Source organism: Geodermatophilus sp. SYSU D00703, assembly GCF_054050155.1.
Genome location: NZ_JBJGYU010000003.1, coordinates 221,370 through 245,987 on the forward strand (window position 1 = coordinate 221,370; position 24,618 = coordinate 245,987).

Sequence of the window (24,618 nt, forward strand, 5' to 3'; positions counted from 1 at the left end):
AGCCCCCGGCAGGCTGTCGCCGGGCGTGTATAGATTTGCCTCCTGGCTCTCCCGATGTGTGCGGAGGTGCGCGATGGGCCTGGGTCCCGACGAGTTCCGAGCGCGGCGTGAACGTGACGTCTCGGCTCTGCTCAGCCAGATCTCCTACCTGGAGGAGGAGATCGCTCTCCTGCGCCGCAAGGTGGCCGAGAGCCCCCGGCAGGTGCGGGCGCTGGAGGAGCGGATCGCCGAGGCCGAGGGCCGCGCGGCCTTCCTCTCCGAGCGCAACGACAAGCTCGCCGCCACCCTGCGCGAGGCCCGTGAGCAGCTGGTCACGCTCAAGGAGGAGGTGGACCGGCTCGGCCAGCCGCCGTCGGGTTACGGCGTCTTCCTGGCCCGCCACGAGGACGGCACGGTCGACGTCTTCACCGGCGGCCGCAAGCTGCGCGTCTCGGTCTCCCCGGCGGTGGAGGTCGACACGCTGCAGCACGGCCAGGAGGTCATGCTCAACGAGGCGATGAACGTCGTCGAGGCGTGCGGCTTCGAGCGCGCCGGCGACGTCGTCATGCTCAAGGAGCTGCTCGAGCCGGTCGACGGCGTCACGCCGCGCGCGCTGGTCATCGGGCACACCGACGAGGAGCGGGTGGTCTACCTCGCCGACTCCCTGACCGGCCAGCCGCTGCGCAGCGGTGACTCGCTGCTGCTGGAGACCCGCTCGGGCTACGTGTACGAGCGGATCCCCAAGAGCGAGGTCGAGGAGCTCATCCTCGAGGAGGTCCCCGACATCGACTACGGCGACATCGGCGGCCTGGCCCGGCAGATCGAGCAGATCCGGGACGCCGTCGAGCTGCCGTTCCTGCACGCCGACCTGTTCCGCGAGTTCGAGCTGCGCCCGCCCAAGGGCATCCTGCTCTACGGCCCGCCCGGCTGCGGCAAGACGCTGATCGCCAAGGCGGTGGCCAACTCGCTGGCCAAGAAGGTCGCCTCGGTGAAGGGGGAGGGGCAGGCGAGGTCCTACTTCCTCAACATCAAGGGCCCCGAGCTGCTCAACAAGTACGTCGGCGAGACCGAGCGGCACATCCGGCTGGTGTTCCAGCGCGCCCGGGAGAAGGCCGGCGAGGGGACGCCGGTCATCGTCTTCTTCGACGAGATGGACTCGATCTTCCGCACCCGCGGGTCGGGGGTGTCCTCCGACGTCGAGAGCACGATCGTGCCCCAGCTGCTCAGCGAGATCGACGGCGTCGAGGGCCTGGAGAACGTCATCGTCATCGGCGCCTCCAACCGGGAGGACATGATCGACCCGGCGATCCTGCGCCCCGGCCGGCTGGACGTGAAGATCAAGATCGAACGGCCGGACGCGGAGGCCGCCCGCGACATCTTCAGCAAGTACCTGACCACCTCGCTGCCGATCCACCCCGACGACCTCGCCGAGCACGGCGGCAGCCGCGAGGCCACGATCCTCGGGATGATCCAGCGCACCGTCGAGCGGATGTACACCGAGAGCGAGGAGAACCGCTTCCTCGAGGTGACCTACGCCAACGGCGACAAGGAGGTCCTGTACTTCAAGGACTTCAACTCCGGCGCGATGTTGCAGAACATCGTCGACCGCGCCAAGAAGATGGCGATCAAGGAGCGGCTGGAGACCGGCAGCGGCGGCCTGCGGGTCGGTCACCTGATGGCGGCCTGCCTGGACGAGTTCAAGGAGAACGAGGACCTCCCGAACACGACCAACCCCGACGACTGGGCGCGGATCTCGGGCAAGAAGGGCGAGCGGATCGTCTACATCCGCACGCTCATCAGCGGCAAGGGCGCCGAGTCCGGCCGCGCGATCGACACCGCGACCAACACCGGCCAGTACCTCTGAGAGGACCTGCTGCCCCCACGCCTCGCACGCGCAGGCGGAGGGACCCTGCAGCAGGGCCGTTCCAGCACGTCACCCGGCCCGGTCCCCGTTCCGACGGGGCCGGGCCGTCGTCGTCTGTCCCGCTGAGGCGGTCCCGGACGGTGTCGTCAGCGCGGCCTAGGGTTGGTCCATGAGCGTGCGGCGGGTCATGGGCACCGAGGTCGAGTACGGCATCTCGGTGCCCGGGCAGCCGACGGCGAACCCAACCACCCTGTCCAGCCAGGTGGTCAACGCCTGGGCGGTGGCCGAGGCGCCGACGCCGCGCCGCCCGCGCTGGGACTTCGAGGAGGAGTCCCCGCTGCGCGACGCCCGCGGCTTCGACCTGTCACCGGCGCAGGCGCTCGACCACAACGACCTCGACGAGGACTCGGGGATGGCCAACGTCATCCTCACCAACGGCGCGCGGCTCTACGTCGACCACGCCCACCCCGAGTACTCGACGCCGGAGGTCACCAACCCGCGCGACGTCGTCCTCTGGGACAAGGCAGGGGAGCAGGTGATGGCGGAGGCGGCCCGGCGGGCCGCACGCATCCCCGGCACCCAGCCGATCCAGCTGTACAAGAACAACACCGACGGCAAGGGCGCCTCGTACGGGTCGCACGAGAACTACCTGATGGACCGGCGGACGCCGTTCCTCGACATCATCCGTGGACTGATCCCGTTCTTCGTGACCCGCCAGGTCGTCGCCGGCTCGGGCCGGGTGGGCATCGGCACCGAGGGCCGCACCCAGGGGTTCCAGCTCTCCCAACGGGCCGACTTCTTCGAGGTCGAGGTGGGCCTGGAGACCACGCTCAAGCGGCCGATCATCAACACCCGCGACGAGCCGCACGCCGACGCCGACAAGTACCGCCGGCTGCACGTGATCATCGGCGACGCCAACCTCGCCGAGCTGTCCACCTACCTCAAGGTGGGGACGACGTCGCTGGTGTTGGCCATGATCGAGGCGCGCACGCTCACCCAGGACCTCTCCCTCGAGGAGCCGGTCGAGGCGTTGCAGGCGATCAGCCACGACCCGTCGCTGACCCACCAGGTGCGGCTGCGCGACGGGCGGCGGATGACCGCGCTGGAGGTGCAGGAGGCCTACCTGGAGATGGCGCAGCGCCACGTCGACCGCACCGGGGAGGCCGACGAGCAGACCGCCGACGTGCTGCGCCGCTGGGCCGAGGTGCTCGAGGACCTCGCCGTCGACCCCATGCGCTGCGCCGACCGGCTGGACTGGCCGGCCAAGCTGCGGCTGCTGGAGGGCTACCGGTCCCGCGACGGGCTGGACTGGGGCGACTCCCGGCTGCACCTGGTGGACCTGCAGTACTCCGACGTCCGGCCGGAGAAGGGGCTCTACCACCGCCTGGTGGCCCGCGGGGCGATGCGGCGGCTGCTCGGCGACGACGAGGTGACCCGGGCGATGGTGCGCCCGCCGACGGACACCCGGGCGTTCTTCCGGGGCGAGTGCCTGCGCCGCTACCCGGCCCAGGTGGCGGCCGCCTCGTGGGACTCGGTGGTGTTCGACCTCGGGCGGGAGAACCTGGTGCGGATCCCGACCATGGAGCCGCTGCGCGGCACCCGCGACCACGTGGGCGCGCTGTTCGAGTCGACGTCCTCGGCGCAGGAGCTGGTCGACACCATCACCGGCGGGTGAGCGCCCTCCACAGGTCGCCGGCGCGTCCACGGGCCCGCTCACCGACACCCGTTCGTCACCCCTCGCGGGTAACTTCTGCTCAGGCACCAGCCACGAACCGACCTGGAGGCAGCCATGGCCACGAGGGACACCGGCGGTCAGCAGCGCACGACGCGCACCCGCGAGGAGACCGAGGAGGTCGAGGCCTCGGTCGACACCGAGGTCGCCGAGCGCCACAAGGAGATGACCGAGGACGTCGACTCGATCCTGGACGAGATCGACGAGGTCCTCGAGGAGAATGCCGAGGAGTTCGTGAGGTCGTATGTGCAGAAGGGAGGCGAGTGATCACTCTGCGTAGTCAGAGATCGCTCGATGCCTCCGAGCAAACTCTGCCCCGAGTGCAAGAGGACTAAGCCGATCACCGACTTCGGGCGTAATCGGTCGCTGGGTGATGGCTTGTCCTTCTACTGCCTGGCCTGCAACCGCGTCCGGAACAACCGCTTCTACAGGCAGCGGCGGGAAGCAGCCGGACACCGGGTGCGCGACCACTCATGGATCCCGGATGGCTTCCGCTGGTGCCCGACGTGCCGCCAACCCGTTCCGCACGAGGACTTCACCCGGAACCGTCGGTCCCCCTCGGGCTTCGGCAGCCAGTGCAAGCCGTGCAAGAGCTCGTCGGACAGCGAGAGCTACTTCTTCCGGAAGTACGGCCTCACGCGGAGAGCCATGGCCGAGCTCCGTGCCTCGCGATCCGACCGGTGTGCCATCTGCGGTGACCCGTCGCCGCAACACCTGGACCACGACCACGAGTCGGGGGTGACGCGGCAGCTCCTGTGTCAGCGGTGCAACCACGGTCTGGGGCTGTTCCGGGACGACCCGTCGCTGCTCCACGGCGCGGCCTTCTACGTCCAGGAGCACCGCGAGGCGCAGGCGCTGCGGCGGCTCGAGGGCACCTTCGTCGTCCGGCCCGGCGGCACCGACGGCTGACCTCGGGACCCGCCGGTAGGGTCGCAGTGACGCCGCGCCGTCGGCCTCCGGGCAGGTCGTCGGCGGATCAGGGAGCAGCGGGGAACGCCGTCAGGGGGCGGCGGGAGAGGCGGACCACGTGAGGGAGCTCGCGAGCTCACCCAGGGACACGGCACCGCCGGGCACGCGGACGCCGAGCGCCGGCCAGGTGGACGCGTGAACGAGTCGGCAGCTGGTCGCGGCGGGTTCCCGCCCGCCTACCTGGACCGGGTGGGTTCCTCGTTCACCGACTTCCTCGCGGTCACCGCCCCCGACCTGTTGCCCGGCCGCCGTCCGGTGCCGCAGATCCCCGTCGGTGACGTCACGCCGCACGGCACGACGATCGTCGCGGTCACCTACGCGGGCGGCGTCCTCATGGGCGGCGACCGGCGGGCCACGATGGGCAACCTGATCTCCAGCCGGGACATCGAGAAGGTCTACGCGGCCGACACCTGGTCGGTCATCGGCATCGCCGGCGCCGCCGGCATCGCCATCGAGATGGTCAAGCTCTACCAGGTCGAGCTCGAGCACTACGAGAAGATCGAGGGCCTGACGCTGTCCCTGGACGGCAAGGCCAACCGGCTCGCGCAGATGATCCGCGGCAACCTGGGTGCGGCCCTGCAGGGCCTGGCCGTCGTCCCGCTGTTCGCCGGCTTCGACCTCGACGCCCCGCCCGACGGCACCCCGGGCCGGATCTTCAGCTACGACGTCACCGGCGGGAACTACGAGGAGCGCGGCTACGCCGCGGTGGGCTCGGGCTCGCTGTTCGCCCGCAACTCGCTGAAGAAGACCTGGCGGCCCGGCCTGGACGGCGAGGCCGCCACCCGCAGCCTGGTCGAGGCCCTCTACGACGCCGCCGACGACGACTCCGCGACCGGCGGCCCCGACCCGGTGCGCCGGCTGTACCCGATCGTCTACCGGGTCGACGCCGAGGGTGCCGTCCGGCTGGCCGACGACGAGGTCGCCGCCGTCGCCAAGACCATCGTCGACGAGCGGGCCGCCGCCGAGGGGCAGGGCTGATCGCCGTGACCATGCCGTACTACGCCTCGCCCGAGCAGCTGATGCGCGACCGCTCGGAGTACGCCCGCAAGGGCATCTCCCGGGGTCGCAGCGTCGCCGTCGTCACGTACGCCGACGGGGTGCTGTTCATCGCCGAGAACCCCAGCTCCACCCTGCACAAGGTCGGCGAGCTCTACGACCGCATCGGCTTCGCCGCCGTCGGCCGGTACAGCGAGTTCGAGAGCCTGCGGGTCGCCGGCGTGCGGCTGGCCGACGTCCGCGGGTACTCCTACAACCGGCGGGACGTGACCGGCCGGGTCATCGCCAACGCCTACGCGCAGACCCTGGGCGAGATCTTCACCCAGCAGATGAAGCCCTACGAGGTCGAGCTGTGCGTCGCCGAGGTGGGCGACACCCCGGAGACCGACCAGCTCTACCGGCTCACCTTCGACGGCTCCGTCGTCGACGAGCCCGACTTCGTGGTCATGGGCGGGCAGGCCGAGGCCGTCAGCGCCCACCTGCGGGAGCACTACCTGCCCGGCATGAGCCTGGCCGACGCGCTCAAGGTCGGGGTCCAGGCGCTGTCGGCGGTCAGCCCGGCCACCAGCGGCGGCAACGGCAGCGGCCCGTCGCTGCTGAGCGCCGAGCAGCTCGAGGTCGCCGTCCTCGACCGGCGCCGGCCCAAGCGCGCGTTCCGGCGGGTCGTCGGCGCCGCGCTGCGCACGCTGCTCGACCGCGGCGACGCCGCCGCGGCGGAGACCGTCGAGGAGCCGCACACCGCCGCGCACGCGCCGAGCACGCCGGCCCCCGGCGCCCCCGCCGGGCTCGGCGAGCCCAGCGCGCCCGACACCGGCGGCACCGCGGGCAGCGGGGGACACGCCCCCTCGACCTGACGGGAGGACACCGTGCCCGGCTACCGGGTGCACCGGCCCGGCGTGGACCAGGCCCGCCGGCTCATCGACGCCGGAACGGTCGACGCTGACACCGACTGGTCGGACGCCGCGCCGTCGGCGGCCGACGAGAACGCCGAGATCGACGCGCACGGGTACGACGGCTACGGCGCCTGGCACCTCGCCGTCGACCCGGACGCCTCGGCGGACACCAAGAAGCGCTACGCGTTCCCGTACGGCGACTTCTCCCGCGTCAACCGGGCGGCGTTGATCCACGCCAAGCAGCGGGCCACGCAGAACGACCACACGCGGATCGCCGAGGCGGCCGACGACCTGCTGCGGCGGCTGGACGAGCGGCGCGGGTAGCCGCGCGCGGCGACCGGGCCAGGGTCGGTCTCGGCGCCTAGAGTCGGTGCGTGGAACGACGGATCTTCGGCATCGAGACCGAGTACGGCGTCACGTGCACCTTCCGCGGGCAGCGCCGGCTGTCCCCGGACGAGGTCGCCCGCTACCTGTTCCGCCGCGTGGTGTCGTGGGGGCGCAGCTCCAACGTGTTCCTGCGCAACGGCTCCCGGCTCTACCTCGACGTGGGCAGCCACCCGGAGTACGCCACCGCCGAGTGCGACGACCTCACCGAGCTCGTCGTCCACGACAAGGCCGGCGAGCGGATCCTCGAGGGGCTGCTGGTCGACGCCGAGCAGCGGCTGGCCGAGGAGGGCGTCACCGGCGACATCTACCTGTTCAAGAACAACACCGACTCGGCCGGCAACAGCTACGGCTGCCACGAGAACTACCTGGTCGGGCGGCACGGGGAGTTCAGCCGGCTGGCCGACGTGCTGATCCCGTTCCTGGTCAGCCGGCAGATCGTGGTCGGCGCCGGCAAGGTGCTGCAGACCCCGCGCGGCGCGATCTACTGCGTCAGCCAGCGCGCCGAGCACATCTGGGAGGGCGTCTCCAGCGCGACCACCCGGTCCCGGCCGATCATCAACACCCGCGACGAGCCGCACGCCGACGCCGAGCGCTACCGGCGGCTGCACGTCATCGTCGGCGACTCGAACATGAACGAGACGACGACGCTGCTCAAGGTCGCGATCACCGACCTGGTGCTGCGGATGATCGAGGCCGGCGTCCCGGTCAAGGACATGGCGCTGGAGAACCCGATCCGCGCCATCCGCGAGATCAGCCACGACATGACCGGGCGGCGCAAGGTCCGGCTGGCCAACGGCCGGGAGATGTCGGCGCTGGAGATCCAGTCGGAGTACCACAGCCGCGCCGCGGAGTTCGTCGACCGCGAGGGCTTCGGCCCGGTGCACCGGCAGATGCTCGAGCTGTGGGGCCGGGTGCTCAAGGCCGTCGACTCCGGCGACCTCTCGCTCATCGACCGCGAGATCGACTGGGCCACCAAGTACACGATGATCGAGCGCTACCGGGCCAAGCGGGACCTCCCGCTGTCGCACCCGCGGATCGCGCAGATGGACCTCGCCTACCACGACATCAGCCGCCGGCGGGGCCTGTACTACCTGCTCGAGCGCAACAACGCCGTCGACCGGGTGGCGCACGAGCCGCGGGTGTTCGAGGCCAAGAACGTGCCGCCGCAGACCACCCGCGCCCGGCTGCGCGGCGAGTTCATCCGGCGGGCCCAGGAGAAGCGGCGCGACTTCACCGTCGACTGGGTGCACCTCAAGCTCAACGACCAGGCCCAGCGCACCGTGCTGTGCAAGGACCCGTTCAAGGCCGTCGACGAGCGCGTCGACAAGCTCATCGCCAGCATGTGACGTGTCCGAGTGGGCCCCGGAGGGGTCCGCGAAGGGCGCGTCGGTGGGGCTCAGCGCAGTAGGGGACGGCACCTGGCCGCGGTGTCGTCCGGAGGACGACGGATGTCACAGCGGCACCTGGAGCGCGGCGTACCGGCCCGCGGCGGCCGCGGCCAGGAAGTAGGCGCGCTCCTCCGGGAAGCCGCGGCCCATCGTCGACAGCGGCACGGGGGACAGGCCCAGGGCCTCCTCGAGCCCGTCGACGTCCATCCACACGATCGGGTTGCGCTCGGGCTGGCCGGCGAGGTCCTCCTCGACCTGGCCCCCGAGCTCCGACCCGAGCCCGCGCGGCGCCACCAGGGTCACCCCGGCCAGGGCCACCCGCCCGAACGCGGTCAGCGAGTGGTGCGAGACACCGCGGTGGCGTGGCCGCAGGTCGGCGTCGGAGATCCGCAGCGCGCCGACCGCCACGCCCCCGAGCACCGACACGGCGTTGCACGCCTCCCCGGCGGCCACCCCGGAGAAGCCCCAGGGAGTGCCGGTGCCGAGGTTGCCCGGCCCCTGGGTCACGATCGCCACGTCGGCGCCGAGCACGTGCTTGGCCGCCAGCAGCCCGGTGTGCAGGGTGACCGCCTCGGCGTCGCCACCGAAGGCCTGGCCCACGGTCACCGTCCCGGCCAGCGACGGCGCCAGCGCCGAGAGCGTCCGGGAGAACCCGGCCACCAGCGCCCCGCCGTCGGTCATGACGTAGGCGACCCTCAGGTCCGGGTCGGTGGCCAGGACGCCGATCAGGACCGCCGGCAGCGCCGAGTGCAGGTCGGCGACGACGACGGGCATGCCCCCGAGGTCGTCGGCCTCGGCGATGGTCTCGTGCGAGGCGGTGTCCTGCTCGTCGACGCCCTGCACGGTCACCTGCAGCGGCGTGTACCGGGCCTTGACCAGGTGCCCGGGGCCGGTCGGGTCCGGGGGCAGCCGGTCGGGGACGGCGACGACCAGGGCGTACCCGCCGGTGCCCAGGCGCTGCGCCCAAGCGGTGGTGTTGAGCAGCACCGTGTCGCCCACCTCGGGCACTCCCACCAGCGAGGGGTGCGCCAGCGCCCGCACCTCGCCGTCGTCCGGGACCTGCACGGTCAGCTCCTGGGCGTCCCGCCAGGACCGGCCCAGGGCGGTCACCGTCCCGCGTCGCCACCGGATCCGCTGCTGCGTCGAAGTCGCTTCCCCCACGCGGGCAGGCTAGCCAGAGGGCTCGCCGCTTGTGCCGCGTGACTAGCCTGGGCGCGTGGCGGCGAAGCGGGCGGAGCGGCTGGTCAACCTGGTCATCGCCCTGCTCGGGACCAGGCAGTACGTGACCGCGGCGCGGATCCGGGCCACCGTGCCCGGCTACGAGCCCGACGACGGCACCGCGCGCGCCGACGAGGCGTTCAAGCGGATGTTCGAGCGGGACAAGGCCGAGCTGCGCGAGATGGGCGTGCCGCTGGAGACCGGCCGCACCAGCGTCTTCGACACCGAGGACGGCTACCGCATCGCGCGCGCCGACTACGAGCTGCCCGAGATCACCCTGACCGGCGAGGAGGCCGCCGCGGTCGGCCTGGCGCTGCGGCTGTGGGAGTCCGCGCAGCTGGCCGGCGCCGCGCACAGCGCGCTGGTGAAGCTCAAGGCCGCCGGGGTGGACGTCGACACCGGCCGGGCGCTGCCGCTGCGGCCGCGGCTGGACTCCGACGAGCCGGCCTTCGAGCCGTGCTACACCGCCGCCCGCGACCGCCGCGAGCTCGAGTTCGACTACCGCCGTCCCGACGAGGACACCCCGGCCCGCCGGCACGTGCAGCCGTGGGGGGTGGTGGCCTGGCACGGCCGCTGGTACCTCGGCGGGCTCGACCTCGACCGGCAGGCGCCGCGGGTGTTCCGGCTCTCCCGGGTGGTGGGCACCCCGCAGGCCGTCGGCCCGGCCGGCGCCTTCGAGCCGCCGGAGGACGTCGACCTGGCCGCGATGGTCGCCGGGCAGTTCGGCGGGGAGGAGCAGCTGGTGCTGGTGCGGGCCCGGCCCGGGACGGCGATCGGGCTGCGCCGGCACGCCACCCCGCTCGGCCCGGCGGCGGACGGCGGGGACGCCGACTGGGACCGGCTGCAGGTGCGCACCACCGAGCCGATGCGGCTGGCCGACGAGCTGGCCGCCTACGGCGCCGACGTCGTGGTGGAGGCGCCCGCCGAGGTGCGGCAGGCCGTCGTCGAGCGGCTGACCCGGCTGGCGGCGATGGCGTGAGGACGGTGGCATGACGAGCGCGCCGACGACGACGGAGCGGATGACGCGGCTGCTCTCGCTCGTCCCGTACCTCACCGCCCGGCCCGAGGGCGTGCCGCTGGCCGAGGTGGCCCGCGACTTCGGCGTCCCGGAGCGGCAGCTGCGCCGCGACCTGGAGCTGCTGTGGATGTGCGGGCTGCCCGGTTACGGCCCGGGCGACCTCATCGACCTGGCCTTCGAGGGCGACCGGGTGCGGGTCACGTTCACCGCGGGGATGGTCCGCCCGCTGCGGCTGACCACCGACGAGGCGGTCGCCCTGGTGGTCGCGCTGCGGGCGCTGCTGGAGCTGCCGGGGCTGGCCGAGCAGGAGGCGGTCAGCCGGGCGCTGGCCAAGGTGATGGCGGCCCCGGGGCACGCCGGTGAGCGGGTCACCCCGGTGGCGCTGTCGGTGGACGCCCGCGAGCAGGCGCTGGCCGTCGTCCGGGAGGGCCTGGAGCGCAAGCGGGCGCTGCACCTGCACTACTACGTGCCCACGCGGGACGAGCGGACCGAGCGCACCGTCGACCCGCTGCGGCTGTTGCTCGTCGACGGCCGCTGGTACCTGGAGGCCTGGTCGCGCGAGGTCGCCGGCGTCCGGCTGTTCCGGCTGGACCGGATCGACGACGTCGCGGTCCTCGAGGAGCCGTCGGCGCCGCCGCCGGACGTGCACCTGCGCGACGTCGACGCCGGGATCTACCAGCCCGAACCCGGCTCCCCGGTGGTCCGGCTGCGGCTGGCCCGCAGCGCCCGCTGGGTCGCCGAGTACTACCCGGTGGAGGACGTCCGGGAGGTCGACGACCCGCCCGGCGGGCTGGCGGTCTCCGTCCGCACCGCGGACGTCGCCTGGGCCCGGCGGCTGGTGGCCACCCTCGGGGGCGCGGCGACCGTCGACGAGCCGGCCGGCCTGGCCGCCGAGGTCGCCGCCGACGCCCGCGCCGCGCTCGCCCGCTATGCACCGGAGGGTCAGCCCGCGGTTCCCTCCGGGGACTAGGGTCGGGCCCGTGCTGCTGCTCGTCGTGTGGATCGCCGTCGCCGTGCTGGCCGTCGTCGTCCTGGGGGCGCTGGGGTACGGGCTGTTCGGCGCCGCCGCGCGGCTGCGGCGCGAGGTCGCGGCGTTCGAGCGGGACGTGCGGCCGGTACTCGCCGACGTGCAGGCCGCCGCCGCCCGCGCCGCCGAGGTGGGCGACCGCGACCGCTGACTCCGGGCGACCCCCCGCTTCGGGGGACCACGCGAGCGGAATCGCCACGTAGCATCGAGGACGCCACCGAATCCCCTGGAGGACCGTCATGGCCGGACTCGGCCCGTTGGAGATCGGCCTGATCATCCTGGCCATCCTGCTGCTCTTCGGCTACAAGAAGCTGCCGGACGCCTCGCGCTCGCTGGGCCGCTCGCTGCGCATCTTCAAGGGCGAGATGAAGGGCATGAAGGACGACGACGTCCGCACCAAGGACGCCGCCAGGACCACTCCGGTGCGCGGCGAGGTGCTGCCCCCGGCCGGCCCCGACGCCACCGCGCTGGAGGCCGAGGCGCGGGCTGCGGAGGCCCGGGCCGCCGAGCTGCGGGCCCGCGCCGCGCAGCAGAGCGACACCTCCCGCTGACCCTCCGGCACCACGATGAGCGAGCACGGCCCGCACCGTCCCCGCGTGCGGCGACGCCGCCGTCCGCGGGACCCCGAGGCGACCATGTCGCTCATCGCGCACCTCACCGAGCTGCGCAACCGGGTCGCCAAGTCGCTGCTGGCGCTGCTGCTGGCGTCGGCGTTCGCGTTCTGGTGGTACGGGCACGGCCTGGGGGAGTTCATCCGGGCCCCGTACTGCGGACTGCCTGACGAGTTGCGCTTCGGGCAGGGCGCCGAGGACACCTGCGGCCTGCTGATCACCGACGTGTTCGGCGGGGTGTTCATCCGGCTGAAGGTGAGCCTGCTGGCCGGCGCGGTGCTCTCCGCGCCGGTCTGGCTCTACCAGCTGTGGGCGTTCATCACGCCGGGCCTCAAGCGCCACGAGAAGCGGTACGGCGTCACCTTCGTGGTCGTGTCGACGGCGCTGTTCGCCCTCGGCGCGGTGCTGGCCTACGTCTCGCTCTCGGCCGGCCTGGAGCTGCTGCTGAGCCTGGCCGGCGACGGCGTCGTGGTCGCGCTGACCGCCCAGGACTACATCGGCTTCGTGCTCTCGCTGCTGGTCGCCTTCGGGGTGAGCTTCGAGGTGCCGCTGGTCGCGATCGCGCTCAACCTGGTCGGCGTCCTCAGCTACGAGGCGCTGCGCAAGAGCCGGCGCTGGATCTTCTTCCTGACCGTCGTCTTCGCCGCGTTCATCACGCCGACCCAGGACCCGTTCACCATGCTCCTGATGGCCGGGCCGATGATCGTGCTGTTCGAGCTGGCCATCCAGATCGCCCGCTTCGTCGACCGGCGGCGGGCCAAGCGGGCGGCGGTCGAGCACTTCCACGACCTCGCCGACGACGAGGCCTCCCCGCTGGACGCCACGCCGTCGCAGCTGGACGCCTCGCCGACGCCCTACGACGACCTGGGCCGCGAGGACGACGTCCCCACGCCGGTCGACGGCCGGGGCGCGCGCTCCCGCCGCTGAGCGGGGACCCTCCTGCCCCCCGCCCCTCGCGGGTCCGCGGCGGGCCCCCGCAGAGGGGCCGGCGCGGAGGTCGCCGTCCTGGTGAGCCCGGCCGCCGGCCGGGGCCGGGCCCGGGCGGCCGCTCCCGCCGTGCTCGACGCGCTGCGCGCGGCCGGGCTGCACCCGGCGGTGCTGCCGGCGACCACCCGCGCCGCGGCCGAGCAGCAGGCCGCCGCCGCGGTCGCCGGGGGCGCGGCGGCGGTGGTGGCCCTCGGCGGGGACGGCGCCGCGCACGCGGTCCTGCAGGCGGTGGCGGGCACCGCCACGCCGCTGGCCGTCGTCCCGGCCGGGACCGGCAACGACCTGGCCCTGGCCCTCGGCACCCCGCCCGACCCGGTCGCCGCCGCGTGGGCCGCCGGCGAGGACCTGGTGAGCGGGCGGGTGCGCACCCTCGACGCCGGGCGCACCGGGACCCGCTGGTGGGCCACCGTGCTGTGCTGCGGGTTCGACTCCGCGGTGACCGACCGGGCCAACCGGCTGCGGTGGCCGCGCGGCCCGCGGCGCTACGACGTCGCCATCCTCGCCGAGCTGGCCCGGCTGCGCCCCCGGGAGCTGACCGTCGTCCTCGACGGCGCCGCGCGCACGCTGCCGGTCACCCTGGTCGCCGTCGGCAACACGCCCTGGTACGGCGGCGGCATGCGGGTCTGCCCGGCCGCCGACTGCGCCGACGGGCGGTTCGACGTCACCGTCGTGGGCCCGGTCAGCCGCCGGGAGCTGGTGGCGACCCGGCCGCGGCTGACCGCCGGCACCCACGTGGCGCACCCGGCCGTCACGGTGCACCGGGCCGCCCGGGTCGAGCTGGCGGGGGAGGGGCCGACCACCTACGCCGACGGCGAGCCGGTCGCCCCGCTGCCGGCGGCGAGCACCTGCGTGCCGGGGGCGCTGCGCGTGGTCGGCGCCGGCCGCCGCTGAGCCCGACGGCCTGCCTGCAGGGGCCCGCCGCCGGCCCCGTCCCGAGGCTCGTCCCGAGCGTGCGGGGGACGAGGAGGACGGGGTCCTCGTGTGGTGGGGAGCGGGGAGGTCCTTACTGTGGAGCCATGTCCAGCCCCGCTGAGCGCTACGCGGCTGCCCGGCGGCGCAGCGCCCACCCCACGCTGGCCGACTTCACCGCTGACCTCGGGTTCTCCCTCGACCCATTCCAGGTGGAGGCCTGCGAGGCCCTCGACGAGGGCGCCGGCGTGCTGGTCTGCGCGCCGACCGGGGCGGGCAAGACCGTCGTCGGCGAGTTCGCCGTCCACAAGGCGCTGGCCGAGGGGCGCAAGGCCTTCTACACGACGCCGATCAAGGCGCTGTCCAACCAGAAGTACAACGACCTCGTCGAGCGCTACGGCGAGGCGGCGGTCGGCCTGCTCACCGGCGACAACGCCATCAACGGGGACGCCCCCGTGGTCGTGATGACCACCGAGGTGCTGCGCAACATGCTCTACGCGGAGTCCCCGGCGATCGACGGCCTCGGCTACGTCGTCATGGACGAGGTGCACTACCTGGCCGACCGCTTCCGCGGCGCGGTCTGGGAGGAGGTGATCATCCACCTCCCGCAGTCGGTGACCCTGGTGTCGCTGTCGGCGACGGTGAGCAACGCCGAGGAGTTCGCCGACTGGCTGGTCACCGTCCGCGGCCACACGAAGGTCGTGGTCAGCGAGGTCCGGCCGATCCCGCTGTGGCAGCACATGCTGGTCGGCAACCGGGTGTTCGACCTGTTCAGCCTGCGCCCGGCCGCGCACGCCGCCGAGCAGGGGGAGGACCCGCGGGGGCAGTCCACCCGGGAGCGCGGCGCGAGCGTCGTCGACCCGGAGCTGGTGCGCTACGTGCGCGAGCACGAGCGGCGGCTGGACACCTGGGGCGGCGGCAACGGGGGCTCGCGCCGGGACCGGGACTGGCACAGGCCCCGCTACCGGCCGCCGGCCCGCCCCGACGTGATCGAGCGGCTCGACCGCGCCGGCCTGCTGCCGGCCATCACGTTCGTGTTCAGCCGCAACGGCTGCGACGCCGCCGTCGACCAGTGCCTGCGCGCCGGGCTGCGGCTCACCGACGAGCGGGAGCGGTCGGAGATCGCCGCGGTCATCGACGAGCGCACCGGCTCCCTGCCGGAGGAGGACCTGCACGTCCTGGGCTTCTGGGAGTGGCGCGAGGGGCTGCTGGCCGGCCTCGCCGCCCACCACGCAGGGCTGGTGCCGGCGTTCAAGGAGACCGTCGAGGAGTGCTTCGTGCGCGGCCTGGTGAAGGCCGTGTTCGCCACCGAGACCCTGGCGCTGGGCATCAACATGCCGGCGCGCACCGTCGTCCTCGAGCGGCTGGTCAAGTGGAACGGCGAGGCGCACGTCGACGTCACGCCGGGGGAGTACACCCAGCTCACCGGCCGCGCGGGCCGCCGCGGCATCGACGTCGAGGGGCACGCGGTGGTCGTGTGGGCCCCGGGCATGGACCCGTCGGTCGTCGCGGGGCTGGCCAGCACCCGCACCTACCCGCTGCGGTCCTCGTTCCGGCCGAGCTACAACATGGCCGTCAACCTGGTCGGCTCGTTCGGCCGGGCCCGCGCCCGCGAGCTGCTGGCCTCCTCCTTCGCCCAGTTCCAGGCCGACCGCTCGGTGGTGGGGCTGGCCCGGTCGGCGGCCCGGCACGAGAGGGACGCCGAGCGGTGGGCCGCCGAGATGCACTCCGACTCCGGCGACGTGGGGGACTACGCCCGGCTGCGGCAGGAGATCGCCGACCGGGAGCGGGAGCTCTCCCGCGACTCCCAGGCCAAGCGGCGGATGGAGGCGGCGGAGACGCTGGCGGCGCTGCGTCCCGGCGACGTCATCCGGGTCCCGTCGGGGAGGCGGCAGGGGCTGGCGGTCGTCCTCGACCCCGGCGTCACCGACCTCGCCGAGCCGCGCCCGCTGGTGCTCACCGAGGACAAGTGGGCCGGCCGGCTGGGCACCGTGGACTTCCCGACCCCGGTCACCGCGCTGGCCCGGGTCCGCGTGCCGCGGAACTTCAACCACCGCAGCCCGCACGCCCGCCGGGACCTCGCGGCCACCCTCCGCAACGCCCGCGTGGAGAACGACCTCGGCGCCCGGCGGGTCAAGCAGCGCTCGGCGGCCGCCGACGACCCGGTGCTGCAGGACCTGCGCCGCGCGCTGCGCAACCACCCGGTGCACGCGCTGCCGGACCGGGAGGAGCGGGTGCGGGCCGCCGAGCGCTGGCTGCGCGCGGTGCGGGAGGCCGATGCCACCCACCGGAAGATGGCCGAGCGCACCGGCTCGCTGACCCGGCAGTTCGACCGCACCTGCGACGTCCTCGAGGAGCTGGGCTACCTGGTGCCCGACGTGGCGCCGCTGGTCCCGGCCGACACCGAGGCCGTCCCGGCGGTGGACGACGTCCCGCTGGTCACCGACGACGGCAGGCGGCTGGCCCGCATCTGGTCGGAGGCCGACCTGCTGGTCGCCGAGTGCCTGCGGGCCGGCGTCTGGCGCGGCCTCACCCCGGCCGAGCTCGCGGCCGCGGTGTCCACGCTGGTGTTCGAGGCGCGGCGGGACACCCCCGGCCAGCCGGCCATCCCGGCCGGCAAGGTGGCCGCGGCGATCGGGGAGATGCGCCGGATCCGGTCGCGGCTGCAGGACGTCGAGCTCGACCACGGCGTGCCCGCCGGCCGCGACCTGGACCTCGGGTTCGCCTGGGCGGCGTACCGGTGGGCCGACGGGCAGAGCCTCGACCGCGTCCTCGCCGGCGCCGAACAGGCCGGCACCGAGCTCTCCGGCGGGGACTTCGTGCGCTGGGCGCGGCAGCTGATCGACCTGCTCGACCAGCTGGCCAAGACCGCCGACGAGCCGGTGGCCGCCACCTCCCGCAAGACGGTGGACCGGGTCCGCCGGGGGGTCGTCGCGGTGGCGGTCGGCGGCTGACGCTGCGGTCCGCAGCACCGGCGGGCGGCCTGCCGTGGTGCACAATCTCCCCGCTCCGGGACGCGCCGTCCCGGAGCGGCGACCAGGAGCAGGAGCGACGATGACCAACCCACCGCCGGGTGGCAGCCAGCCGGGCCCGTACGGGCAGCAGCCCGGCGAGTACGGCCAGCCCGGCCCGTACGGGCAGCAGCCCGGCGAGTACGGCCAGCCCGGTGGGTACGGCGCACCCGCGCCCGGCGGCTACGGCGGTCAGCAACGCCCCTCCTACGGGCAGCCGGGGCAGCCCTACGGCGGGCCCCAGTACGGGCAGCCCGCCTACGGCGCGCCGCAGTACGGCCAGCCGCAGTACGGCCAGCCCGGCCAGTACGGGCAGCAGCCCTACGGCCCGCCCGGCCAGTGGAGCCCGCCCCAGGAGCAGCCGAAGAAGTCCCGGACCGGCCTGGTCGCCGGGCTGGTCGCCCTCGCCGTCCTGCTCGTCCTCGCCGTGGTCCTCTCCCGGCTCCTGGGGGACCGGGTCCTGGACCGGGCGGCCGTCGAGCGCGACGTCGCGGTCCAGTTCGAGCAGAACTACGGCGTGGCGGTCGAGCTCACCTGCCCACAGGAGATGGTGGTGGAGAACGACGCCGCCTACCGGTGCACCGGGGTCACGGCGGACGGCGAGGAGGTCACCGTGGAGATCCGCATCTCCGACCCCGAGGACGCCGAGTACGAGTGGGCCGAGGTCTGAGCCGCTGACCTGCGGGCCGGTGTGCTCAGTCGAGGACGCCGGCCGGCCAGCCCAGCGCGGCGCCCAGCCGCTCGAGCGAGGAGCCGATCCCGTGGGCCTCGGCCAGGGCGGCCAGCGCCGCGGGGTCGGCCGGCCGCCGCGGCAGCGCGTCCGGGACCGGCGGCAGGTCGATGTCCCGGGCGACGGCGACCACGACCGGCGCGGCGTCGAGGTAGGCCGAGCCGGCGTGCAGCTTCTTCAGGACCGCGGCGGTCAGCGGCGCCTTCGGGACGACGGTGCGCGCCGCGGCCGCCCGGATGCCGGCGAGGTCGCCGAACTCGCAGATCAGCGCCGCGGCGGTCTTGGCACCGACGCCGGCCACGCCGGGCAGCCCGTCGCTGGGATCGCCGCGCAGGACGGCGAAGTCGGCGTAGGCCCGGCCCGGGATGCCGTACTTCGCGGTCACCGCCGCCTCGTCGACGCACTCGATGTCGCCGATGCCCCGCGCGGTGTAGAGGACCCGCACCTGCTGCGCGTCGTCCACCAGCTGGAACAGGTCCCGGTCGCCGGTGACCACGTCGACCGGCCCCCGCGCCCGCGCGGCCAGCGTGCCGATCACGTCGTCGGCCTCGTAGCCGGGCGCCCCGACCCGCGCCAGCCCCGCCGCGGCCAGCACCTCGACCAGCACCGGCACCTGCGGGCCCAGCTCGTCGGGCGTCTCCTCGCCGCCGTCGGCGGCCAGCCGGTGGGCCTTGTACGAGGGCAGCGCCTGGACCCGGAAGGCCGGCCGCCAGTCGTCGTCCCAGCAGGCCACCAGCCGCTCGGGAGCGTGGGCGGTGACCAGCCGGGCGGTCATGTCGAGGAACCCGCGGACGGCGTTGACCGGGCGCCCGTCCGGCGAGGTCACGCTGGTCGGCACCCCGTAGAAGGCCCGGAAGTAGAGGCTGGCCGCGTCGAGCAGCATGGTCGTCACGACCCGGCACGGTAACTGTCAGGAACGGTCCCCGTGCTCGTGGATAGTCTCGCGACCGTGCCCACCTCGAACCCGTCCGGGCCGCTGGTGACCGTGGACCGCGTGCACACCGCGCGCGAGGTCGCCGCCGAGCTCGGGATCGACCTGCTGGTGTTGACGCCGGGCTCGGACCTGCGCTACCTGTGCGGCTACGACGCCCACGCGATGGAGCGGCTCACCGCCCTGGTGGTGCCGCGCCGCGCGGAGCCGTTCCTCGTCGTCCCGCGGCTGGAGGCGCCGATGGTCGACGCCGGTCCGGCCGGCGGCCTGGGCCTGGAGGTCCTGGCCTGGGACGAGACCGACGACCCGTTCGCCCTGCTGGCCCGGACGGTCACCGCCCGGCTGGGGGCGGCCCCGACCCGCGTCGCGGTCGGCGCGCGCACCTGGGCCGAGCACGCCCTCGGCGTCGCGCGGGCGCTGCCCGGCGCGGCCCTGGAGCTGGCCGCCCCGGTGGTGGACCGGCTGCGGATGGTGAAGACGCCGGCCGAGGTGGCCGAGCTGGCCGCCGCCGGCGCCGCCATCGACCGGGTGCACGCGCGGATGGGGGAGTGGCTCCGGGTGGGGCGCACCGAGGCGGAGGTCGGTGCCGACATCGCCGCGGCGATCCTCGCCGAGGGGCACGTGGGCGTGGACTTCACCATCGTGGGCTCCGGCCCCAACGGCGCCAGCCCGCACCACGAGCTCTCCGACCGGGTGGTGGCCGAGGGAGACCTGGTCGTGGTCGACATCGGCGGCGAGACCGCCACCGGCTACCGGTCGGACTGCACCCGCACCTACGCGGTCGGCCGCGCGCCGGACGCCGAGGTCGCCGAGTGGTACGGGGTGCTGCAGCAGGCGCAGGCGGCCGCGACCGCCGCCGTCCGCCCGGGGGTGACCGCCGAGCGGGTCGACGCCGCCGCCCGGGACGTCATCGCCGCCGCCGGCTGGGGGGAGCACTTCATCCACCGGACCGGCCACGGCATCGGCCTGGACACCCACGAGGCGCCCTACATCGTGGCCGGCAACGACCTGCCGCTGGTCCCCGGGATGGCGTTCTCGGTGGAGCCGGGCATCTACCTCGCGGGCCGCTGCGGCGCCCGCATCGAGGACATCGTCGTCTGCACCGCGGACGGCGTGGCGACGCTCAACGAGGGCCGGCGTGACCTCGTCATCCTCGCCGGCTGACGGCGGCGGCGGCACCGCCGCCGGCCCGCCGACCCCGTCGGCCGACGTCGACCGCGCGCTGCTGGCCGCCCTGGCGCGGGACGGCCGGGCCAGCTACACCGAGCTGGCCGAACGGGTCGGGCTGTCGGTCTCGGCGGTGCACCAGCGGGTGCGCCGGCTCGAGCAGCGCGGGCTGATCACCGGCTACCACGCCAAGATCGACGCCAAGTCCCTCGGGTTGGGGCTGACCGCGTTCGTGTCCATCACGCCGATCGACGTTGCCCAGCCCGACGACGCGCCGGCCCGGCTGGCCCACCTGACCGAGATCGAGGCCTGCCACTCGGTGGCCGGGGTGGAGAGCTACATCCTCAAGGTGCGGGTGCCCTCGCCCGACGCCCTGGAGGTGCTGCTGCAGAAGATCCGGCTGGCGGCGAACGTGACCACGCGGACGACGGTGGTGCTCTCCACCTCCTACGAGGACCGCCCCCCGCTGTAGGCCCGGCGCGCCCACTGGACACGGGTTCGAACGCGTGTTCGGATGGGGGCATGCGGTGGGACGGCCAGCGGCTCGACGCCCGGGAGCCGGGCACACTGCCCGGGATGCCCACGGTGCGGGGCCTGCTGCGCAGCGTGCAGGTGCCGGAGTTCCCCGGGGTGACCTTCCACGAGGTGCGCAGCAAGAGCGCCCTCAACCAGGTGCCCGGCCCGTCGGCCATGCCGTTCCGCTGGACGATCAACCCCTACCGGGGGTGCTCGCACGCGTGCGTGTACTGCGTGGCCGGCGACACGCTCGTGCTGCTGGCCGACGGCCGGCAGGCGCCGATCGCCGACCTGCGGGTGGGGGACCGGGTCGTCGGGACCGAGGTGCGGAACGGAGGCCGGCACTACGTGGCCACGGAGGTCCTGGCGCACTGGCCGACGGTCAAGCCGGCCTCCCGGGTGCGGCTGGCCGACGGCACCGAGGTGGTCGCCAGCGGCGACCACCGCTTCCTCACCGGCCGCGGCTGGCGGCACGTCACCGCCGACGGGGGCCGGCGGCCCGTGCTGACCACCGACGACCACCTCCAGGGCCCGGGGCGGGCCCTGGACCTGGTCGGCGCCGCCGCCCAGCGCGCCGGCGGGCGGCGCGCGCCGACGGCCGGCCTGGTGGGCACGGCGGTGACGAGCGGCCCGGAGCTGCGCGTCACCGCGGTCGAGGACCTCGGCGCCGCGCTGCCGATGTACGACATCACCACCGCCTCCGGGGACTTCGTGGCCAACGGGGTGGTCAGCCACAACTGCTTCGCCCGCGGGACCCACCAGTGGCTGGAGCTGGACACCGGGCACGACTTCGACAGCCAGGTGGTGGTGAAGGCCAACCTGGTCGACGTGCTGCGCCGGGAGCTGGCCCGCGCCTCGTGGCGCCGGGAGCACGTGGCGCTGGGCACCAACACCGACCCGTACCAGCGGGCCGAGGGGCGCTACCGGCTCATGCCCGGGGTGATCGCGGCGCTGGCCGGCTCCGGCACGCCGTTCTCGATCCTGACGAAGGGCACGCTGCTGCGGCGCGACCTGTCGCAGCTGGCCGCCGCGGCCCGCGACGTCCCGATCGGCCTCGGCGTGTCGGTGGCCGTCTGGGACGACGAGCTGCACGCCTCGCTGGAGCCGGGCGTGCCCAGTCCGCGGGCGCGGCTGGAGCTGGTCCGGGCGATCGCCGACGCGGGCCTGTCCTGCGGGGTCTTCCTCGCGCCGGTGCTGCCGGGGCTGACCGACCGGCTGGCCGGCCTGGACGCGGCGCTGCGGGCGATCGCCGAGGCCGGGGCCAGCGGGGTCACTGTCGTCCCGCTGCACCTGCGCCCGGGCGCGCGCGAGTGGTTCTCCGCCTGGCTGGCGCGCGAGCACCCGCAGCTGGTGCCGCGCTACCAGCAGCTCTACCGGCGCGGCGCCGCGGTGGACCCGGAGTACCGCCGCTGGCTGGCCGGGCGGGTGGCGCCGCTGCTGGCCCGGTACGGGCTGGACCGGCAGGCCGGGGGAGCCGCGCGCGGGGTGGACGAGGGGGCGGGCGGGATCCCGGGGGACGCGGACAGCGACTTCCCGGCCGGCAGCCTGCCCGGCACCGTGCCGCCGCGCCCGGCCCACGCGGCACCGGCGCCGGAGCAGCTCGCGCTGATCTGAGCGCCGGTCAGCCGGCCAGCCGGGCGGTCCGGGAGACGCTGCGCAGCGCGCGGACCGCGCCGCGGGGGCTCACCGGGGCGGCGCCGGCGGCCAGCGCCAGCCGCCGGTAGGAGTCGTAGGAGAGGGTCAGGTACGCGGCGGCCAGCTCCTCGGCCGCGGCCCGCCGCGACGGCGGCGCGGTCAGCCGCAGCGCCTGCCCGGTGCGGACGGCGTGCTTGGCGAAGGTCACCTGCAGTGCCTGGGTGGACAGCTGCCCGCCCACCGCGGAGGCGATCCCCGGGCCGCGGCGCAGCGCGGGCAGCACCCACGGGCTGTCGGCGAGCGCGGGGAAGCGCGCGCGGCGGGCCTCCCACGCGTGCCAGGCGGTCAGCGCGCCGGGCACCGACCACTCGCCGTCCTCGGTGCGCACCAGCAGGCGCCGCGCGGTCGGGTGCACCTGCTCGCGGCGCAGGGCGCGGAACGAGCCGACGGGGGCGGGCCAGTGCAGGGCCAGGGCGCACCAGGCGACCGCGCGCAGGTGCTCCGGGTCGTCGCTGCGGATCTCGGTGAGCGGCCGCAGCTCCAGCACCGGCGGCTCGGGCTCGGGCGTGGGCACCGACGGCAGCGCGATCCCGCCGTAGCGAGCGACCTTGCTGTACAGGGCCACGGTGGCCGGCTTCCAGCCCCGGGCCGCCGCGATCGGGTCCAGCCCCTCCTCGGCCAGCTGGTCGGGCCCCAGGCCCAGCTCCAGTGCGGCCTCGGCCAGCCGGCGCCACTGCACCTCGTAGCCCTCGGGCGGACTCATCCGACGCCAGGCCCGCACCGGCGGCGGTGCGGGCATCTGCGGCAGCGGTGGCTGCCAGGCACCCGTCATGACGGAACTCTACCGTTATCCCCAACAAAAAAGCGACCCAGATTCGTGGTCACCTGCCGTCGACAGGTGCCGGCGCCTTCGGCGCCGGAGCAGTGATCGCGCGAGCTCTCGCCCGGGGTGCGGGGGGAGCAGGAGCCCCGGCAGGGGCCCTGGAAGACTCTTGTTGTTCTTGGGCATAACGGTGGAGCACGCGCGATCTCCGCCGACTCGGCGCGCGCCGCGGGCGGCCACTGGTGACCATGGCCGGGTGCGCACCGTGGGCGTGGAGGAAGAGCTGCTCGTCGTCGACCCCGGCGGGTGCCCCGTGCCCCTGGCCCCCGCCGCGCTCGAGGTCGCCGCCCGTCGCGGCGAGGGCGAGACCGTGGCCGAGCACGACCGGGCCGACCGGGAGCGCGAGGACCAGCGGCCCCGCGATGATGCCGGATCCGACGGCGGGGACGACGACGACCCGCGGGGGCGGCTCGTGCCCGAGCTCAAGGCGCAGCAGCTCGAGTACGCCACCCGGGTGTGCACCGAGCTCGCCGACGTCTCCGCCGACCTGCGGTACTGGCGCGGCCGGGCCGACGCCGCCGCGCGTGGGGTCGGTGCGCGCGTGGCGGCGCTGGCCAGCTCGCCGGTGGACGTCGAACCCGTCACCACGCCGGGGCGGCGCTACGCGGAGATGACCGACACCTTCGGCCTGACCGCCGTCGAGCAGCTGACCTGCGGCTGCCACGTGCACGTCGCGGTGGAGGACGACGAGGAGGGCGTCGCCGTCCTCAACCGGATCCGCTGCTGGCTGCCGGTGCTCACCGCGCTGAGTGTCAACTCCCCGTTCTGGCTCGGCCGCGACAGCGGGCACGCCAGCTTCCGCTCCCAGGCGTGGAACCGGTGGCCCTCCTCGGGCCCCACCGAGCTGTTCACCGACGCCGCCGCGTACCACCGGCTCATCGCGGGCCTGGTCGCGACCGGGACGATCGTCGACACCGGGATGGTGTACTTCGACGCCCGGCTGTCCGAGCGGTGGCCGACGGTCGAGGTGCGCATCGCCGACGTCCCCCTCCGGGTCGAGGACACCGTCACGCTGGCCGGCCTGGTGCGGGGCCTGGTGGAGACCGCCGCCCGCGCGTGGCGGGCCGGGGTGCCCGCGCCCGCGGTGCGCAGCGAGCTCATCCGGGTGGCCGCCTGGCGGGCCGGCCGCTCCGGCCTGGGCGGAGACCTCGTCCACCCGGTCACCGGCCGCCCGGCGCCGGCTCCCGACGTCCTGCGCGCACTGGTCGAGCACGTGCGGCCCGCCCTCGCCGCGGCCGGGGACGTCGGCCGGGTGGCGGCCGGAGTCGCCGCCGTCCTGTCCCGCGGCACGGGCGCGGACCTGCAGCGCCGGGTGCACCGCGAGACCGGTGACCTCCCCGCCGTGGTGCGCGCCGCCGTCGAGGTCACCCAGGACTGAGGGCGGCCGCCGGCTCCTTCTGCCAGGGTCGGCCCGTGGCGATGGAGACGCTCTTCGCGGGGATCGCGGTCGCCGACCTCCCGCGTGCGGCCGAGTGGTACGGCCGGCTGTTCGACCGGGACCCCGACGTCGTCGCGCACGACCGCGAGGTCCTGTGGCAGGTCGCCGAGGCCGGGTGGGTCTACGTCGTCGAGGACGCCGCCCGCGCCGGCAGGGGCCTGGTCGCCCTCACGGTGCCCGACCTCGACGCGACGGTGGCCGACCTGGGCGCGCGGGGCATCGGCAGCTGCGACGTCACGCGCGAGAGCGGGGTCGCGCGCAAGGCCGTCGTCACCGATCCCGAGGGGAACACGGTCGCCTTCCTCGAGATCGCCGGCCAGTAGCCGCCG

The 24,618-nt window shown here is 74.7% G+C and carries 24 protein-coding genes; 21 read left to right on the plus strand and 3 right to left on the minus strand.

Annotated features, from left to right (window positions below; translation table 11 throughout):
- Positions 1-73: 73 nt before the first annotated feature.
- From arc to pafA, 8 genes are all read left to right on the plus strand, one after another.
- Complete coding sequence (gene arc, locus ACI782_RS06145; RefSeq protein ID WP_456907152.1) at positions 74-1,843, plus strand: proteasome ATPase; 1,770 nt, start codon at positions 74-76, stop codon at positions 1,841-1,843.
- Between the two features lie 169 nt (positions 1,844-2,012).
- Positions 2,013-3,518: a depupylase/deamidase Dop gene (dop, locus tag ACI782_RS06150; RefSeq protein WP_456907154.1), complete on the plus strand. Its 1,506-nt coding sequence runs from the start codon at positions 2,013-2,015 to the stop codon at positions 3,516-3,518.
- Between the two features lie 114 nt (positions 3,519-3,632).
- Positions 3,633-3,842, plus strand: coding sequence for a ubiquitin-like protein Pup (locus tag ACI782_RS06155; protein WP_456907156.1), 210 nt, complete (start codon positions 3,633-3,635; stop codon positions 3,840-3,842).
- Between the two features lie 27 nt (positions 3,843-3,869).
- On the plus strand, positions 3,870-4,484 hold the full coding sequence (locus ACI782_RS06160) for an endonuclease domain-containing protein (RefSeq protein WP_456907158.1): 615 nt from the start codon (positions 3,870-3,872) through the stop codon (positions 4,482-4,484).
- Between the two features lie 195 nt (positions 4,485-4,679).
- Positions 4,680-5,522 (plus strand): proteasome subunit beta, encoded by an 843-nt coding sequence (gene prcB / locus ACI782_RS06165; RefSeq protein ID WP_456907160.1) that lies wholly within the window; start codon positions 4,680-4,682, stop codon positions 5,520-5,522.
- Positions 5,523-5,533: 11 nt separating this feature from the next.
- On the plus strand, positions 5,534-6,394 hold the full coding sequence (prcA, locus tag ACI782_RS06170) for a proteasome subunit alpha (RefSeq protein ID WP_456907348.1): 861 nt from the start codon (positions 5,534-5,536) through the stop codon (positions 6,392-6,394).
- Between the two features lie 12 nt (positions 6,395-6,406).
- Complete coding sequence (locus ACI782_RS06175) at positions 6,407-6,757, plus strand: hypothetical protein (RefSeq protein ID WP_456907162.1); 351 nt, start codon at positions 6,407-6,409, stop codon at positions 6,755-6,757.
- Positions 6,758-6,807: 50 nt separating this feature from the next.
- Positions 6,808-8,166: a Pup--protein ligase gene (pafA, locus tag ACI782_RS06180; protein WP_456907164.1), complete on the plus strand. Its 1,359-nt coding sequence runs from the start codon at positions 6,808-6,810 to the stop codon at positions 8,164-8,166.
- Between the two features lie 105 nt (positions 8,167-8,271).
- Here the strand turns inward: pafA and ACI782_RS06185 are convergent, their stop codons facing one another.
- Positions 8,272-9,369, minus strand: a complete 1,098-nt coding sequence (locus ACI782_RS06185) for a DUF3866 family protein (RefSeq protein ID WP_456907166.1) — start codon at positions 9,367-9,369, stop codon at positions 8,272-8,274.
- A gap of 55 nt (positions 9,370-9,424) precedes the next feature.
- Between ACI782_RS06185 and ACI782_RS06190 the strand changes: the two genes are divergently transcribed.
- The 8 genes from ACI782_RS06190 (at position 9,425) to ACI782_RS06225 (ending at position 17,659) form a co-directional block, all read left to right on the plus strand.
- Positions 9,425-10,405 (plus strand): helix-turn-helix transcriptional regulator, encoded by a 981-nt coding sequence (locus ACI782_RS06190; RefSeq protein WP_456907168.1) that lies wholly within the window; start codon positions 9,425-9,427, stop codon positions 10,403-10,405.
- A 10-nt stretch (positions 10,406-10,415) separates the two neighbouring features.
- The gene (locus tag ACI782_RS06195) at positions 10,416-11,414 is read left to right on the plus strand and encodes a helix-turn-helix transcriptional regulator (RefSeq protein ID WP_456907170.1); all 999 of its coding nucleotides are present in this window, start codon (positions 10,416-10,418) and stop codon (positions 11,412-11,414) included.
- 10 nt (positions 11,415-11,424) lie between these two features.
- Positions 11,425-11,622 (plus strand): hypothetical protein, encoded by a 198-nt coding sequence (locus tag ACI782_RS06200; protein WP_456907172.1) that lies wholly within the window; start codon positions 11,425-11,427, stop codon positions 11,620-11,622.
- Positions 11,623-11,710: 88 nt separating this feature from the next.
- A complete protein-coding gene (tatA, locus tag ACI782_RS06205; protein ID WP_456907174.1) occupies positions 11,711-12,022 on the plus strand; it encodes a Sec-independent protein translocase subunit TatA in 312 nt (103 codons plus the stop codon).
- 45 nt (positions 12,023-12,067) lie between these two features.
- Positions 12,068-13,009, plus strand: coding sequence for a twin-arginine translocase subunit TatC (gene tatC / locus ACI782_RS06210; protein ID WP_456907176.1), 942 nt, complete (start codon positions 12,068-12,070; stop codon positions 13,007-13,009).
- 81 nt (positions 13,010-13,090) lie between these two features.
- Complete coding sequence (locus tag ACI782_RS06215; protein ID WP_456907178.1) at positions 13,091-13,960, plus strand: diacylglycerol kinase family protein; 870 nt, start codon at positions 13,091-13,093, stop codon at positions 13,958-13,960.
- A gap of 125 nt (positions 13,961-14,085) precedes the next feature.
- Positions 14,086-16,932, plus strand: a complete 2,847-nt coding sequence (locus tag ACI782_RS06220; RefSeq protein ID WP_456907180.1) for a DEAD/DEAH box helicase — start codon at positions 14,086-14,088, stop codon at positions 16,930-16,932.
- Between the two features lie 100 nt (positions 16,933-17,032).
- Complete coding sequence (locus ACI782_RS06225) at positions 17,033-17,659, plus strand: DUF4333 domain-containing protein (RefSeq protein ID WP_456907182.1); 627 nt, start codon at positions 17,033-17,035, stop codon at positions 17,657-17,659.
- A gap of 25 nt (positions 17,660-17,684) precedes the next feature.
- Here the strand turns inward: ACI782_RS06225 and ACI782_RS06230 are convergent, their stop codons facing one another.
- The gene (locus tag ACI782_RS06230) at positions 17,685-18,602 is read right to left on the minus strand and encodes a 5'-3' exonuclease (RefSeq protein WP_456907350.1); all 918 of its coding nucleotides are present in this window, start codon (positions 18,600-18,602) and stop codon (positions 17,685-17,687) included.
- Between the two features lie 66 nt (positions 18,603-18,668).
- On the opposite strand from ACI782_RS06230, the gene ACI782_RS06235 reads away from it, so the two are divergent.
- From ACI782_RS06235 to ACI782_RS06245, 3 genes are all read left to right on the plus strand, one after another.
- Entirely contained in the window at positions 18,669-19,814 is a 1,146-nt protein-coding gene (locus tag ACI782_RS06235) for a M24 family metallopeptidase (RefSeq protein WP_456907184.1), read from the plus strand.
- Positions 19,789-20,289: an Lrp/AsnC family transcriptional regulator gene (locus ACI782_RS06240; protein WP_456907186.1), complete on the plus strand. Its 501-nt coding sequence runs from the start codon at positions 19,789-19,791 to the stop codon at positions 20,287-20,289. The genes ACI782_RS06235 and ACI782_RS06240 overlap by 26 nt, the downstream gene beginning before the upstream one ends.
- A 104-nt stretch (positions 20,290-20,393) precedes the next feature.
- Positions 20,394-21,947: an Rv2578c family radical SAM protein gene (locus tag ACI782_RS06245; protein ID WP_456907188.1), complete on the plus strand. Its 1,554-nt coding sequence runs from the start codon at positions 20,394-20,396 to the stop codon at positions 21,945-21,947.
- A 7-nt stretch (positions 21,948-21,954) separates the two neighbouring features.
- Here ACI782_RS06245 and ACI782_RS06250 read toward each other — a convergent pair whose 3' ends face one another.
- On the minus strand, positions 21,955-22,800 hold the full coding sequence (locus ACI782_RS06250; RefSeq protein ID WP_456907190.1) for a hypothetical protein: 846 nt from the start codon (positions 22,798-22,800) through the stop codon (positions 21,955-21,957).
- A gap of 247 nt (positions 22,801-23,047) precedes the next feature.
- On the opposite strand from ACI782_RS06250, the gene ACI782_RS06255 reads away from it, so the two are divergent.
- Together ACI782_RS06255 and ACI782_RS06260 are read left to right on the plus strand one after the other, a co-directional pair.
- On the plus strand, positions 23,048-24,229 hold the full coding sequence (locus tag ACI782_RS06255) for a carboxylate-amine ligase (RefSeq protein ID WP_456907192.1): 1,182 nt from the start codon (positions 23,048-23,050) through the stop codon (positions 24,227-24,229).
- A gap of 41 nt (positions 24,230-24,270) precedes the next feature.
- The gene (locus tag ACI782_RS06260) at positions 24,271-24,612 is read left to right on the plus strand and encodes a VOC family protein (RefSeq protein WP_456907352.1); all 342 of its coding nucleotides are present in this window, start codon (positions 24,271-24,273) and stop codon (positions 24,610-24,612) included.
- Positions 24,613-24,618 lie beyond the last annotated feature (6 nt).

Excerpts from the sequence above, each read along its gene's own strand:
- ACI782_RS06250 (WP_456907190.1), bottom strand. The coding sequence starts at position 22,800 with ATGACGGGTGCCTGGCAGCCACCGCTGCCGCAGATGCCCGCACCGCCG.
- ACI782_RS06195 (WP_456907170.1), top strand. The coding sequence starts at position 10,416 with ATGACGAGCGCGCCGACGACGACGGAGCGGATGACGCGGCTGCTCTCG.
- ACI782_RS06220 (WP_456907180.1), top strand. The coding sequence starts at position 14,086 with ATGTCCAGCCCCGCTGAGCGCTACGCGGCTGCCCGGCGGCGCAGCGCC.
- prcA (WP_456907348.1), top strand. The coding sequence starts at position 5,534 with ATGCCGTACTACGCCTCGCCCGAGCAGCTGATGCGCGACCGCTCGGAG.
- ACI782_RS06160 (WP_456907158.1), top strand. The coding sequence starts at position 3,870 with ATGCCTCCGAGCAAACTCTGCCCCGAGTGCAAGAGGACTAAGCCGATC.
- arc (WP_456907152.1), top strand. The coding sequence starts at position 74 with ATGGGCCTGGGTCCCGACGAGTTCCGAGCGCGGCGTGAACGTGACGTC.
- ACI782_RS06260 (WP_456907352.1), top strand. The coding sequence starts at position 24,271 with ATGGAGACGCTCTTCGCGGGGATCGCGGTCGCCGACCTCCCGCGTGCG.
- dop (WP_456907154.1), top strand. The coding sequence starts at position 2,013 with ATGAGCGTGCGGCGGGTCATGGGCACCGAGGTCGAGTACGGCATCTCG.
- ACI782_RS06230 (WP_456907350.1), bottom strand. The coding sequence starts at position 18,602 with ATGCTGCTCGACGCGGCCAGCCTCTACTTCCGGGCCTTCTACGGGGTG.
- ACI782_RS06155 (WP_456907156.1), top strand. The coding sequence starts at position 3,633 with ATGGCCACGAGGGACACCGGCGGTCAGCAGCGCACGACGCGCACCCGC.
- ACI782_RS06245 (WP_456907188.1), top strand. The coding sequence starts at position 20,394 with ATGCCCACGGTGCGGGGCCTGCTGCGCAGCGTGCAGGTGCCGGAGTTC.
- tatA (WP_456907174.1), top strand. The coding sequence starts at position 11,711 with ATGGCCGGACTCGGCCCGTTGGAGATCGGCCTGATCATCCTGGCCATC.
- ACI782_RS06225 (WP_456907182.1), top strand. The coding sequence starts at position 17,033 with ATGACCAACCCACCGCCGGGTGGCAGCCAGCCGGGCCCGTACGGGCAG.